This window comes from Streptomyces sp. NPDC002787, assembly GCF_053592095.1.
Genome location: NZ_JBSFVC010000030.1, coordinates 65,126 through 77,523 on the forward strand (window position 1 = coordinate 65,126; position 12,398 = coordinate 77,523).

General features: G+C 70.9%; 15 protein-coding genes and 6 tRNA genes. 12 read left to right on the forward strand and 9 right to left on the reverse strand.

Going from position 1 to position 12,398, the window contains the following annotated elements:
• The first annotated feature begins 68 nt into the window (after nucleotides 1–68).
• Complete coding sequence (locus ACWD26_RS34440) at nucleotides 69–887, forward strand: TrmH family RNA methyltransferase (RefSeq protein ID WP_451275982.1); 819 nt, start codon at nucleotides 69–71, stop codon at nucleotides 885–887.
• Nucleotides 888–1,006: 119 nt separating this feature from the next.
• On the opposite strand, the gene ACWD26_RS34445 is transcribed toward ACWD26_RS34440, so the two are convergent.
• Nucleotides 1,007–2,329: a serine/threonine-protein kinase gene (locus ACWD26_RS34445; RefSeq protein WP_451276058.1), complete on the reverse strand. Its 1,323-nt coding sequence runs from the start codon at nucleotides 2,327–2,329 to the stop codon at nucleotides 1,007–1,009.
• 196 nt (nucleotides 2,330–2,525) lie between these two features.
• Between ACWD26_RS34445 and ACWD26_RS34450 the strand changes: the two genes are divergently transcribed.
• The 4 genes from ACWD26_RS34450 (at nucleotide 2,526) to ACWD26_RS34465 (ending at nucleotide 4,811) form a co-directional block, all read left to right on the forward strand.
• The gene (locus ACWD26_RS34450) at nucleotides 2,526–2,765 is read left to right on the forward strand and encodes a hypothetical protein (RefSeq protein WP_257547483.1); all 240 of its coding nucleotides are present in this window, start codon (nucleotides 2,526–2,528) and stop codon (nucleotides 2,763–2,765) included.
• A gap of 255 nt (nucleotides 2,766–3,020) precedes the next feature.
• Nucleotides 3,021–3,221, forward strand: a complete 201-nt coding sequence (locus tag ACWD26_RS34455; protein ID WP_451275984.1) for a hypothetical protein — start codon at nucleotides 3,021–3,023, stop codon at nucleotides 3,219–3,221.
• A gap of 249 nt (nucleotides 3,222–3,470) precedes the next feature.
• Nucleotides 3,471–4,418: a phosphotransferase family protein gene (locus ACWD26_RS34460; protein ID WP_451275985.1), complete on the forward strand. Its 948-nt coding sequence runs from the start codon at nucleotides 3,471–3,473 to the stop codon at nucleotides 4,416–4,418.
• A gap of 87 nt (nucleotides 4,419–4,505) precedes the next feature.
• Complete coding sequence (locus ACWD26_RS34465; protein ID WP_451276060.1) at nucleotides 4,506–4,811, forward strand: TFIIB-type zinc ribbon-containing protein; 306 nt, start codon at nucleotides 4,506–4,508, stop codon at nucleotides 4,809–4,811.
• 79 nt (nucleotides 4,812–4,890) lie between these two features.
• On the opposite strand, the gene ACWD26_RS34470 is transcribed toward ACWD26_RS34465, so the two are convergent.
• The 5 genes from ACWD26_RS34470 to ACWD26_RS34490 all read right to left on the reverse strand — a co-directional run bounded on the left by ACWD26_RS34470 (nucleotide 4,891) and on the right by ACWD26_RS34490 (nucleotide 5,366).
• Nucleotides 4,891–4,962: transfer RNA gene (locus tag ACWD26_RS34470), tRNA-Val, on the reverse strand.
• 33 nt (nucleotides 4,963–4,995) lie between these two features.
• A tRNA-Val gene (locus ACWD26_RS34475) sits at nucleotides 4,996–5,067 on the reverse strand.
• Between the two features lie 40 nt (nucleotides 5,068–5,107).
• A tRNA-Val gene (locus tag ACWD26_RS34480) sits at nucleotides 5,108–5,179 on the reverse strand.
• A 1-nt stretch (nucleotide 5,180) separates the two neighbouring features.
• Nucleotides 5,181–5,254: transfer RNA gene (locus ACWD26_RS34485), tRNA-Cys, on the reverse strand.
• A 39-nt stretch (nucleotides 5,255–5,293) separates the two neighbouring features.
• A tRNA-Gly gene (locus ACWD26_RS34490) sits at nucleotides 5,294–5,366 on the reverse strand.
• Between the two features lie 157 nt (nucleotides 5,367–5,523).
• Between ACWD26_RS34490 and ACWD26_RS34495 the strand changes: the two genes are divergently transcribed.
• Genes ACWD26_RS34495 through ACWD26_RS34505 form a run of 3 tightly spaced genes read left to right on the forward strand, consistent with a single transcriptional unit; the run spans nucleotide 5,524 to nucleotide 8,263 of the window.
• Nucleotides 5,524–6,567 carry a chorismate-binding protein gene (locus ACWD26_RS34495; RefSeq protein ID WP_451275987.1) on the forward strand — a complete coding sequence of 348 codons (1,044 nt, stop codon included), beginning with the start codon at nucleotides 5,524–5,526 and terminating at the stop codon, nucleotides 6,565–6,567.
• On the forward strand, nucleotides 6,564–7,385 hold the full coding sequence (locus tag ACWD26_RS34500; protein ID WP_451275989.1) for an aminotransferase class IV: 822 nt from the start codon (nucleotides 6,564–6,566) through the stop codon (nucleotides 7,383–7,385). The genes ACWD26_RS34495 and ACWD26_RS34500 overlap by 4 nt, the downstream gene beginning before the upstream one ends.
• Before the next feature lie 53 nt (nucleotides 7,386–7,438).
• A complete protein-coding gene (locus tag ACWD26_RS34505; RefSeq protein WP_451275991.1) occupies nucleotides 7,439–8,263 on the forward strand; it encodes a GNAT family N-acetyltransferase in 825 nt (274 codons plus the stop codon).
• 55 nt (nucleotides 8,264–8,318) lie between these two features.
• On the opposite strand, the gene ACWD26_RS34510 is transcribed toward ACWD26_RS34505, so the two are convergent.
• Nucleotides 8,319–8,837 carry a DsbA family protein gene (locus ACWD26_RS34510; RefSeq protein ID WP_451275993.1) on the reverse strand — a complete coding sequence of 173 codons (519 nt, stop codon included), beginning with the start codon at nucleotides 8,835–8,837 and terminating at the stop codon, nucleotides 8,319–8,321.
• Between the two features lie 158 nt (nucleotides 8,838–8,995).
• Here ACWD26_RS34510 and ACWD26_RS34515 point away from each other — a divergent pair, with 158 nt between their 5' ends.
• Both ACWD26_RS34515 and ACWD26_RS34520 read left to right on the forward strand, forming a co-directional pair.
• Nucleotides 8,996–9,451 carry a hypothetical protein gene (locus ACWD26_RS34515; protein WP_451275994.1) on the forward strand — a complete coding sequence of 152 codons (456 nt, stop codon included), beginning with the start codon at nucleotides 8,996–8,998 and terminating at the stop codon, nucleotides 9,449–9,451.
• 186 nt (nucleotides 9,452–9,637) lie between these two features.
• A complete protein-coding gene (locus tag ACWD26_RS34520; protein ID WP_013004980.1) occupies nucleotides 9,638–9,790 on the forward strand; it encodes a hypothetical protein in 153 nt (50 codons plus the stop codon).
• A 119-nt stretch (nucleotides 9,791–9,909) separates the two neighbouring features.
• On the opposite strand, the gene ACWD26_RS34525 is transcribed toward ACWD26_RS34520, so the two are convergent.
• A complete protein-coding gene (locus tag ACWD26_RS34525; RefSeq protein ID WP_451275996.1) occupies nucleotides 9,910–10,470 on the reverse strand; it encodes a CGNR zinc finger domain-containing protein in 561 nt (186 codons plus the stop codon).
• Nucleotides 10,471–10,770: 300 nt separating this feature from the next.
• On the reverse strand, nucleotides 10,771–11,184 hold the full coding sequence (locus tag ACWD26_RS34530; RefSeq protein WP_004002642.1) for an SsgA family sporulation/cell division regulator: 414 nt from the start codon (nucleotides 11,182–11,184) through the stop codon (nucleotides 10,771–10,773).
• A 191-nt stretch (nucleotides 11,185–11,375) separates the two neighbouring features.
• Between ACWD26_RS34530 and ACWD26_RS34535 the strand changes: the two genes are divergently transcribed.
• Nucleotides 11,376–11,855 (forward strand): TIGR02611 family protein, encoded by a 480-nt coding sequence (locus ACWD26_RS34535; protein ID WP_451275998.1) that lies wholly within the window; start codon nucleotides 11,376–11,378, stop codon nucleotides 11,853–11,855.
• 79 nt (nucleotides 11,856–11,934) lie between these two features.
• Nucleotides 11,935–12,009 (forward strand) — tRNA-Val (locus ACWD26_RS34540).
• Nucleotides 12,010–12,398 lie beyond the last annotated feature (389 nt).

Genomic DNA, 12,398 nt, shown 5'->3' on the forward strand with positions numbered 1-12,398 from the left:
GTAACCACGGGTAACACAACCCGTCCCAAGCCGTTGGCACCACACCCAGGACAAGGCAGTATCACCCTGTGGCCGATCTCATCACCGTTGAGGACCCCGACGACCCGCGCCTGCGCGACTACACCGGCCTGACCGACGTGGAGCTGCGCCGCAGGCGCGAACCCGCCGAGGGCCTGTTCATCGCCGAGGGCGAGAAGGTCATCCGACGGGCCAAGGAAGCCGGCTACGAGATGCGCTCGATGCTGCTCTCCGCCAAGTGGGTCGACGTCATGCGCGACGTCATCGACGAACTCCCGGCCCCCGTCTACGCGGTCAGCCCGGAACTCGCCGAACAGGTCACCGGCTATCACGTGCACCGCGGCGCCCTCGCCTCCATGCAGCGCAAGCCCCTGCCGACGGCGGACCAACTCCTGGGCGCCGCCCGCCGGGTCGTGATCATGGAGTCGGTCAACGACCACACCAACATCGGCGCGATCTTCCGCTCGGCCGCCGCCCTCGGCATGGACGCGGTCCTGCTCTCCCCGGACTGCGCCGACCCGCTCTACCGCCGCAGCGTCAAGGTCTCCATGGGCGCGGTCTTCTCGGTCCCGTACGCCCGTCTGGAGACCTGGCCCAAGGGCCTCGACGCGGTCCGCGACGCCGGCTTCACCCTGCTCGCCCTCACCCCGGACGAGAAGGCGAAGCCGCTCGACGAGGCCGCCCCGCACCGCATGGACCGCGTGGCCCTCATGCTCGGCGCCGAGGGCGACGGCCTCTCCACCAAGGCCCTCATGTCCGCCGACGAATGGGTCCGCATCCCCATGGCCCACGGCGTCGACTCCCTCAACGTGGGCGCGGCGGCAGCGGTCGCCTTCTACGCGGTGGCGACGGGACGCCCACACCTCTGAAAGGGGCCGGCCTGTCAGAGGCACCGGGAACCGTGCGACGAGCCCCGTCGAACCCGCGGCGAAAAACCGAGCCGCAGTCCCGAGCTCTGCCTCTCGACGTCCTTGTCACCGGCCGACCGTCAGCCGCCGTCCAACTCCACGAACGACCGCTCCTGCCGGGGGCCCCCGTCCCCACCGAGCCCCCGCGAGGGACCCTGACACCCCTGCGCCGTAGCGATGCCGAGTGCCGCGAGCAGCGTCACCACGACGAACACCACAAGCCGCTGCCGCAACAGCCGAGGATTGGCGGGCCGCCGCCCCGTCCCGTTGGTCCGCGGCCCCGGCCGCCCCGCACCCCCGCGCGGCGCGGGCCGCTTCCCGGATCCGGTGGTGTTGCGAGACGGCGCGGGCCGCGCACCGGGCCGTGAGCCACCGCCGGTCCGCGCACCGGCCCCGCCCGTACGGGAACCGTTTCGGGGCAGCGGCGTACCCGGCGCCCCCGACCTGCCCGGCTGTGTCCCACGGGTCTCCGGCGGCTGCCGCAAGGTGCGCTGCTCGACGTACTGCTCCGCGAGCCGCCCGGAGGGCCGGTCCTGATCCGTACGCGGCGCGGGCGGCCGGACGTCCGACAGCCCCTGCGCCTCACGGGCGGCGATCTCCTTGAGCCGCAGCGACAGCTGCAGCGTGCTGGGCCGCTCCTCCGGGTCCTTCGCCAGACAGGCGCGGACGAGCGGGGCGAGCGCGTCGGGCACTCCGCGCAGCTGCGCCTCCTCGTGCACCACCCGGTAGAGCATGACCTCCGAACTGCCGTGTCCGAAGGGCGAGTCGGAGGTCGCCGCGTAGGCGAGCGTGGCCCCCAGGGAGAAGACGTCCGTCGCCGGCGTGACGGTGGCCCCGCGCACCTGTTCGGGCGCGAGGAAGCCGGGCGAACCCACGGCCGTACCGACATGGGTCAGGGTCGAGGCCCCGGTCGCCCACGCGATACCGAAGTCGATGATCCGCGGCCCCTTCGGGGACAGCAGGATGTTGGACGGCTTCAGATCACGGTGTACGACACCGGCCTCGTGGACGGCCACCAGACCCTCGGAGAGGGCGGCACCGACGGCGGCCACGTCGGCGGCCGACATGGGCCCCTCCTCGGCGACCTTGTCGTGCAGCGAGGGCCCCGGCACGTACTGCGTGGCGAACCACGGCCGCTCCGCCTCCAGGTCGGCGGCCACCAGCCGGGCCGTGCATCCGCCCCTGATCCGCCGCGCGGCCGACACCTCGCGCGCGAACCGCGATCTGAACTCCTGATCCTCCGCCAGATCCGGCCGGATCACCTTCAGCGCGACTCGCTGTCCACGCCGGTCGGAGCCCAGGTAGACAACGCCCATCCCGCCCGCGCCGAGCCGTCTGTGGATCCTGAACGAGCCGACGACGCGCGGGTCCTCGCGCCTCAGGCGCATCATCGCCATGTTCATCCCCGCTGCCCGTTCCGTCTGACGAGCCACAGCTTACGTTTCCACGGCCGGGCGTGCGCAGAGGCCGCGCCCTCACGACCCGATCGATTGTCAGTGCCGGGTGGGAGACTTGAAGGGTGGTCAGGGAACAGCAGTTCGGGCAGGTGTTGGGCCACCTGTGATCCCAACCGCCCACCACCGAAGGGGGATTGAACCCGTGAAGGGTGACCGTGTGGAGATAGTCGTGGATGCCGGGGACACGACGCGCACCTACGAGGTGATCGCGAGCAGGGCCGGCCGCCGGGTGGAGACGGCGGTAAGGCGAGGTGTCGTGGAAGTGAGCGAAGTCACCCGAAACGGCTCCGTGGTACGAACGGCAAGGTTCATGGCGAACCGCGTGCTGGCGCTGGTGGAACAGCCGGTTCCCCGCGAGGACGGGTCGGAGCGCAACCCGTAGCAGAAGGGGCAGACCGGGCGTCCCCTCCGGGAAGACCCCGAGACCTAGGACCTCGTCTCCACCCTGGGGAGTACGTCGCAGGTCATCGCTCATCCTCGGGGAGGCCCGGCAAGCGGTACGAGGGCATGACGACCCAGACGCGCCACACGCCTAGATTTGAGGTCAAGCGGCGGGTGCAGCACTCGTCCCCCGAGGTCAGACACCCGCCGCTGCCAACAAGAGCAAGACCGACGAGAACAGTCAGGAGGAGGGACCATGGCCTACACGGCACCGCGGACCGAGATCCGCACACGGGAGCGCAGGGCGTTCACCGCCGACCGCCGTCCGGGCCGTCGTCACCCCTTGGTGGCGACCGCGATGGTCCTCCCCCTGGCGGCCCTGCTCGTGTACGCCTTCGGTGGCTGGGATGCAGTGGTCACACAAGCGTCGTCCGTGGGTGTGATGCTGGGGCGCTGAGCGGCGACCCCAGGCCCGGAAGAGCGGTCCGGGCGGGGACATCCACCCATGAAACCCCGTGGGGACGGGGGTGCGGCGGACGGCAAATAAACGCCCGCGCAGCTGGGGAGCTGCGCGGGCGTTGTCTTTTTGCGCCCGAACCGGCGCCTCGCAACCGCCGAGCAGTGGAACCTCCCCGGCCGGCCCCAGCGCACGGCCCCGGTCCGCGTAGGCTCGAGCTCGGCGCCGTACGACCACGCAGGGGGACCCATGACCGCCACCGCCGACGCAGCCGTACTCCCGGCCCTCAAGGCCAAGGTACGAAGCACGGCCCACCCCGCGTCCGCCCCCTGCTCCCACCCCGACACGGTCCTCGCGGAACGCGCGGACGGCACGGTCGTCCGCCACGCCGACACCGTCGCCAAGGCCCACGCCCCCGATACGGATCCCACCCACCTGACCCTCCGTCTGACCGTCGCCGCCACCGACCCGGACACCTTCCTCGCCCCCCTCCACCCCACCCCGACCCCCCTCCACGGGCGCCTCGTCACGTTCTGGCCGTACGGCACCCCGGTCGACCCCGAAGCCCCGGAGCACGCCCCCTGGGAAGAGGCGGCCACCCTCCTGGCCCGCCTCCACCAGCAGCCCGCACCCGCCGGCCTGCCTCCGATGCGAGGCCCGGCCAAGGCGGCCCGAGCCATCGCCCGCCTCGGCACCACCGCGCCCCACCACCCCGCCGCCGCCACCGTCCTCCGCGCCTGGCGCACCCTCCCCGCCTGGGCCAGAGCCGAGGCGCCCATGCCCGACTCGACCACCCTCTGCCACGGCGACCTGCACCTCGGCCAACTGGTCCGCCACCCGGCCACGACCGGCCCCTGGCGGCTGATAGACGTCGACGACCTCGGCGTGGGCGTCCCCGCGTGGGACCTCGCCCGCCCGGCCGCCTGGTACGCCTGCGGCCTTCTCCAGCCTGACGAATGGATCCGCTTCCTCACCGCCTACCAGCAGGCCGGCGGCCCGGCAGTTCCCGCGCACGGCGACCCCTGGCCCGTACTGGAGGTACCGGCCCGCGCACTCACCGTGCAGACGGCTGCCCTGGCGATCGCGAAGTCCACGGTGGCCGGCCGCCCTCTCGATGACGCGCAACAGTCCGTTGTGGACGCATGTGACCGAATAGGAGGCATCCCGCCGGAGTTGGTGGGGGCTTTCCCGAAGTAGGGTGCAACCGACCGCAGCCGGACAGTGTCTGTCCTGGCGTAACGCGAAGCAGCACCGAACGGCGAGGAGTTGAGCCGAACCATGCACATGCAGTGTCCGAAGTGCCATGCGCCGATGCACACCTACAACCGCAATGGCGTCCAGATCGAGCAGTGCAGCGGCTGCCGCGGGATCTTCCTCGACTACGGCGAGCTGGAGGCCCTGACCCGCCTGGAGGGCCAGTGGGCCGGCGGCCCGGCCGTTCCGCCTCCGCCGGCCGCCCCGCAGTACCCGGCGGGAGGCGGCCACAACGCCCCTGCCTGGGGTGCCCCGCACGGTGGTCACCATGGTGGGCACCACGGTGGCCACGGTCACCACAATCGCGGCTTCGGCCACATGCTGTTCTCCAGCTGAGCCGCGCGTGTGGCGCCGGTCGCGCCACACGTACGACGAAGCCCCCGGCCGTACGAGACGGCCGGGGGCTCGGGGTGTGTGGACGATACTGGGATTGAACCAGTGACCTCTTCCGTGTCAGGGAAGCGCTCTCCCGCTGAGCTAATCGTCCTCGGGATCACAGCCCGGGGCTGTGGATCTTGCGTGCGCGATACTGGGATTGAACCAGTGACCTCTTCCGTGTCAGGGAAGCGCTCTCCCGCTGAGCTAATCGCGCGAGTCGAAGCCTTACGGCTCCAGAAGCCCTGGGGCCTCAGTGGACGATACTGGGATTGAACCAGTGACCTCTTCCGTGTCAGGGAAGCGCTCTCCCGCTGAGCTAATCGTCCTTGGAGGTGGAGACGGGATTTGAACCCGTGTAGACGGCTTTGCAGGCCGTTGCCTCGCCTCTCGGCCACTCCACCAGGAGTGTGGGGCTCGGGAAGATCCCCCACTTTCCTGCGAGCGGACGACCAGGTTCGAACTGGCGACCTCAACCTTGGCAAGGTTGCGCTCTACCAACTGAGCTACGTCCGCGTGTCGTTTCCAGTCCGCTTCCGCGTCCCGGCGACGAGTTGAACTCTAGCGGATTCCGGGGCCAGTACAAAAACGCGTTTGTGCAGCGTGCTGCGGTGCGTCCGGTCCGCGACCCGGCCGGGCCCGCCCACGGGGCACCCGTCCTAGACTCGACTGCGTGCTCGACCTTCCTCCGCTCGCCCGCTTCGGCGACCTCGTGGCCACCGGTCTCACCGATGTGACCAGCGATGCCGCCGCCCTGGACTCGTCCGGCTTCTGGGCCGTGTGCGCGGACTACGAGGGCGGTCTGGTGTGCGCGCGCTTCAGTGACGTACGTCGCGAGCCGGCACCCGCCCCGGTACCGGGGGAGTGGCACGGCCCGAGTGCCGGTGACTGGACGTCGTCCCTCGACCGCGCCGCGTACACGGCGGGAGTACGCCGGATACGTGAGCACATCGCCGCCGGCGAGGTGTACCAGGCGAACCTCTGCCGGGTGCTGTCCGCGCCCGTCGCGCCGGACGCCGACGTGGACGCGCTGACCGCGCTGCTGGCACGCGGCAATCCGGCGCCGTTCGCAGGAACGATTCGCCTGCCGGTGCGCGGCGTCGAGATCGCCACCGCGTCCCCCGAACTGTTCCTGCGCCGCGACGGCCGGGTCGTCGAGTCGGGCCCGATCAAGGGCACCGGACGCACCGAGGCGGATCTCCTGGAGAAGGACTACGCCGAGAACGTGATGATCGTCGACCTGGTCCGCAACGACATCGGGCAGGTCTGCGCCACCGGCTCCGTGACCGTGCCCGAGCTGTGCGTCGTCGAGAAGCACCCGGGACTGGTGCACCTGGTCTCGATGGTGCGCGGTGAACTGCGGGACGGGGCCGGCTGGCCGGAACTGCTCGCCGCCGCCTTCCCGCCCGGCTCCGTCACCGGCGCGCCCAAGTCCAGCGCCCTGCGGATCATCGACGCCCTGGAGGCCGCCCCGCGCGGCCCGTACACCGGCGGCATCGGCTGGGTCGACGCCGACCGGGGCACCGGAGAGCTGGCCGTCGGCATCCGCACCTTCTGGATCGACCGGGCCGCGGGCGAGCTTCGCTTCGGTACGGGCGCGGGCATCACCTGGGGGTCGGACCCCGAGGCGGAGTGGGTGGAGACCGAGCTCAAGGCCGCCCGACTGCTCGCGGTAGCGTCGGGGACGTACGAGGCGAGTGGGAGGACCCTTACGTGAAGATCTGGCTCGACGGCGGCCTGCAGGAGATCGACTCCGCCCGTGTCTCCGTCCTCGACCACGGACTGACCGTGGGCGACGGCGTCTTCGAGACCGTGAAGGCGGTCGACGGGCGGCCGTTCGCACTGACCCGTCACCTCGACCGGCTGAGCCGCTCGGCGCGCGGACTCGGGCTGCCCGAGCCCGACCTCGACGAGGTACGCCGCGCCTGCTCCGCCGTGCTGGAGGCGGGCCCGGTGGCGCTCGGCCGGCTGCGCATCACCTACACCGGCGGTGTCTCCCCGCTCGGCTCCGACCGGGGCGACCACGGCCCGACCCTCGTCGTCGCCCTCGGCGAGACCGCCCGGCGCGCCGACTCCACCGCCGCGGTCACCGTTCCGTGGACCCGCAACGAGCGCGGCGTCCTCACCGGCCTGAAGACCACCTCGTACGCCGAGAACGTCGTCGCCCTCGCCCGTGCCCATGAACAGGGCGCGACCGAGGCGCTGTTCGCCAACACCGTGGGACAGCTCTGCGAGGGCACGGGCTCCAACGTCTTCGTCGTCCTCGACGGCGAGATCCACACCCCGCCGGTCGCCTCCGGCTGCCTCGCCGGCATCACCCGGGCCCTCGTCGTCGAGTGGACGGGCGCCCGCGAGACCGACCTGCCGCTGGACGTCCTGGAGCGCGCCGACGAGATCTTCCTGACGTCGAGCCTGCGCGACGTGCAGGCCGTGCACCGCGTCGACGCCCGCGAACTGTCGCCCACGCCGGGCCCGGTGACGGCCAAGGCGATGCGGGTCTTCGACGAGCGGTCCGGCGACGACCTCGATCCCTGAAAGCCTCGGATATTGAGCTGACCCGGTGGTCCGAAGCGGGTAGAACACCCCTGATGACCACCACCCTGCGGCCCATCGAGCCGCTTCAGCACGCCGCCGACGGGTCCCGTTCGCGCCGCTACCAGGTGTGCGTGAACAGCCGTCCCGTCGGCGAGATACACCTCGGTACGCGCCCCGACCCCGGGTCCTCGGCCGCCCGGATCCTGGATCTGCGGATCGACGAGCCCGACCGGCGGCGCGGCCGGGCCACGGTGGCCGCGCTGGCGGCCGAGGAGGTCGCGCGTGGCTGGGGCTGCCGCCGCATCGAGGCGTCCGTGCCGGCCGACGCCGAGGCCGCCCTGCGACTGACCCAGGCCCTCGGCTACGTCCCGCGCAACCGCAGCATGCGCAAGCCCCTCGACGGCACCCCGCCCGAACTGCCCGAGGGCAGCCGGGGCCGGCCCATGACCGAGGCCGAGTACGGGCCGTGGAAGGAGGCCGGGCTGGAGGGCTACGCACAGGACCTGATCACCCGTGGCGTGCCCGAGGCGGAGGCGTACGGGAGGGCCGTCGACGACTACGAGCGGTGTCTGCCGCAGGGACCGACGTCCGAGAACAACCTGTGCCTCGTGCTGGAACACGAGGGGACGAGAGTCGGCACCCTGTGGCTGTGGCTTCCCGACGACACCGCCTGGGTGTACGACGTGGAGGCGGACGCGGCTCACAGGGGGAGGGGGCACGGCCGTACGCTCATGCTGCTGGCCGAGGCCCAGGCGGTGGCGGCGGGGAAGACCGCCATCGCGCTCAACGTCTTCGCGGGCAACTTCCGGGCCGAATGCCTCTACGACTCCCTCGGCTACGAGACGACCGCCCACCACCTGTCCAAGCCGCTGCTCTGACGGCCGGGGGCGGCGCGTGGCGCCCGGCCGCCCCCGGCCGGGCAGCCGACGGCGGTCAGGCGTCCCCGGCCAGCAGCCGGTCGGCGATCTCCTCGATCCGCTCACGCAGCCCCGCCTGGCTCTTGCCGCCGTCCAGGCGTTCGCCGCCGATGACGTAGGTGGGCGTGCCGGTCACGCCGATCGCCTTGCCCTCGGCCTGGTCGGCGTCGACGATCAGGATGTGCCGGCCGTCGATCAACGCGGTGTCGAACTCCTCGGCGTCCAGACCGAGTTCACGCGCCACCTCGACCAGGAAGGGCTCGCCCGCGCGGTCCAGCTCCTCGACCCTGCCGAGCACGGCCTCGACGTACGGCCACGCCTGCCCCTGCTCCGTGGCCTCCTCGGCGGCCTGCGCGGCGGCGAAGGCGTGCTTGTGCTTCTCCAGCGGGAAGTGCCGCAGCCGTACGTCGAGCCGGTCGCCGTAGCGGGCCCGCAGCGCGCGGATGTCGCCGAGGGCGCTGCGGCAGTCGGGACACTGGAGTTCGCACCAGACGTCCAGGACGACGGCGGACGGTACGGGGGAGGAGTCGCTCATGGGGATCAGTCTTTCAGCTTCCCGGACGTGCGACCGACCCCGAGGCGACCCGGAGATGTCCCTGAGGTCTCCCCGGACCATGGCATATCGGACGCGCGGCGGTGCAGGATGGAAGGGACGGACGAGACCGCCCGACCGAGTACCGCCTGGAGGACCGGATGATTGCCGAGACAGTGTGTGCCGCCGTCTCCGCGGCAGGCCTGGGCGTCGCCGCCATCACGGCGTATCGGAAGCGTTTCCTCAGGGCGACTCGTATCGCCGCCTATTCACTGGTGCCCCTCGGGCTGGTGATGACCGGCGTCGTCGAGTGGGTGGCCGACACCGCGTTCAGCCCGACCGCTTGGGCCGGCTTCGGTGTGCTCGGTGCCGCCTGGTTCCTGTTCATGACCACCCGTGCCGTGGAGCGGCGCCGTGGAGTCACCGGCAAGGATCGCAAGGAGGCCAAGCCCTCGCGTACCGAGGCGATAGCCCCGGCCGCCTCGGCGCCCTCGCTGGGACAGAGCGCACGGCCGGCGGCCCGCCCGGCGGCCACACCCCGGGCGTCGGGTTCCGGGACGTCAGGCGCGGACGACTTCAGCGACATCGAGGCGATCCTGAAGAAGCACGGCATCTGATCGAGGGGGCCGCGCACGGCATCCAACGGGTCCAAGTGCCCCGCGGACTGAAACGACACAGAAGGTCGGGCGGCGGCGCCGAAGTGATCACGTTCGCTCCGGACGTTGTGGATATTGGCGAACTCTCCGTCATTCCAGGTTGGTTGATCGCGCGGAGGGTGCCCGCTGCGTCATCATCGCGGCGAGATGCTGGACACAACACAGAGCGACACCGTCGCCCCACCGGAGGAGCGGCGAGGTTGTCTCTTCGCGCTCTCCCAGCCACCGCTGATGATCTTCCTTGCGGTGATCGGCTGCCTGCTGCTCATGGCGTCACTGCACGACCTGCTGATGCTCTGAGCCGTAAACGGAGCCCCTGACGTCACCCGTCGAGGGCTCCGTCAGTCCCGGTATTCGTCCCGGTCTCGTCTTCGTCCTCGTCCCGGTCCCCGTCCTCGTCGTCGGCTCCGGCCGTGCTGTCAGCCCGCCGCCTCCTTGCGTCGTGCCCGGTAGGCGGCCACATGCAGGCGGTTGCCGCAGGTGCGGCTGTCGCAGTAGCGGCGGGAGCGGTTGCGGGAGAGGTCGACGAAGGCCCGTCGGCAGTCGGGCGCCTCGCAGCGGCGCAGCCGCTCCTGCTCGCCGGCGACGACGAAGAAGGCGAGCGCCATGCCGCAGTCGGCCGCGAGGTGGTCGGCGAGGGACGCGCCGGGCGCGAAGTAGTGCACATGCCAGTCGTAGCCGTCGTGGTCGGTGAGCCGGGGCGTGGTGCCCGCCGCCGCGATCAGATCGTTGATCACCGAGGCGGCCGAGCCCGCGTCCGGGGCCGCGAAGACCTCGGCGAACCGGCCGCGGATCGTGCGCACGGCCGAGAGGTCGAACTCCGACAGCACGCCGACATCGCTGACCTCGTGGTTGCGTACGAAGTCGGCGAGCGACGGGACATCCCCTAGCCCGTCCTGCGCCGTGTCGTTCTCCGGCGCGGTGTTCACCAGATCCACCACGGTGTCGAGGGCACACCGGGTGTCGTGGGTGATCAGCACGTTTCGCTCCCTGGCCTGCGAGGGTCGGGCGGGGCGCCCGCCGATGCTGGCCGATGGTAATGGCTCGGCCAGGGCGGCGGACCGGCATGGACCGGCCTGGAGCACCCCTGTACGAACCGGAACGGGTCAGGGGCCCGATTAGGTGCCCCTGACCCGTTCCGGCGGGCCGTGGCACGGCGACGCCGCCGCGCGGAGGACCGCGCGACGGCGTCGGTGGGTCGGCCTGAGCCGTATTCGGTTGTGTTGGCCCGAGCCGTCTCCCCGAGTGGACGGCGCCGGGCGGCTCTGTGGGGCCTCGCCCTAGCTTTCCGCCAGAATGTGCGAGAGCTCCTGATCGAGGTCGAAGTGCCGGTGCTCCGTGCCGGGCGGCACGGCGGCGTCTGTGCGCTTCAGGAAGGACTCCAGGGCCCGCGCCGGGGCCTCGAGGAGAGCCTCACCCTCCGGAGAGCTCAGGGCGATGCACACGACGCCCTGACCGTGGCTGCGGGACGGCCAGACACGGACGTCGCCGGTGCCGGTGGGCCGGTGCAGGCCCTCGGCGAGGAGGTCGCGGGCGAACACCCACTCGACCGTTTCCTCGGCTCCGGTGTGGAAGGTGGCGTGCACGGCGTAGGGATCGGCCGTGTCATACCGCAGTCCTGCGGGAACAGGCAGTGAGGACTCGCTCGACACAACGAGGCGCAGGTGCAGCTCGCAGCTGACCGTGGTGTTCATAAGCGCCAAGGCCTTTCGCTCAGTGTGCGCTCGGGGATTCGCACGTCGGCGAAATCGACATGCCACCTACGGTGCCGTTGTAAACCCCTCTGGGAGTTTTGCGTCGCTTTTGGTAGCTCATCCGGCCGAGACCGACTTCTGTCGGTACGGCCATTCCGGTGACCGGTTTCTCTCCGGTAGGGTTTGGCCGTATGGACACGGGGAGTGACGGAACGGGGGAGGTCGCCGTGGCGGCCGATCGAACGAAGAGTGACACGAACGTAGCGAACAGTGAGGCCGATGTGGCCAAGGACGAAGCGCCGCTAGGATCTCGCGCGCCGGAATTCGTCAAAGCGCGACGGATGCTGCACCTGAGCTGGCAGGTGGCCATCTTCATCGTCGGGCTCGCGGTGGTGGTCGCGGGTGTGATCATGCTTCCGCTGCCCGGCCCCGGCTGGGTCGTGATCTTCGGCGGCATGGCGATCTGGGCGACCGAATTTGTCTGGGCCCAGCTGGTGCTCCGCTGGACCAAGCGGAAGGTCACCGAGGCCACTCAGCGCGCTCTCGATCCGAAGGTCCGGCGCCGGAACATCATTCTGACGACGATCGGCCTCGTGATCGTGGCCGTCCTCGTCGGTGTCTATGTCTGGAAGTTCGGCTTCGAGATGCCCTGGAAGATCAAGGAACAGTGATCCCGGACGGAGTGGCGCAGGCGGCGGGGAAGGTGGTCGGGGGCATCCCCTGACATGGGGTAATGTTCTTCCTGCGTCCGGGCGATTAGCTCAGCGGGAGAGCGCTTCGTTCACACCGAAGAGGTCACTGGTTCGAACCCAGTATCGCCCACCAGCCGATAGCGACCCGGCCCACGGAAACGTGGGCCGGGTCGTTTTTCGTCGTGGGTCGCGAGGAAGTGCGCGGGGTGCCGCCGGGGTCGTGCGTCTGCCGGGAGACCGGCCGTCGGACAAGTCCGACCGCCCGGCATCTGTGGCTGACGCGGCGCTGCCGACTCCGCCCGTACGTGGCTGGTTCCGATGCCTCACCGACATCGTTTCGACGACTCGCGCTCGGCCGGCCCGTCACGTTCCGGGAGCGGTTCGGCGGGAATCGCCGACGTCGCCCCACTGACTCCTTTCAGCCTCGTCCGTTCGTCGCTCGACGGCCACCATCGCGTTCGGCCCCTCGACCGCAACTCCCCGACCTGCGCTTTCAGTTGACCGGCCGTCACCTGCGGCGGC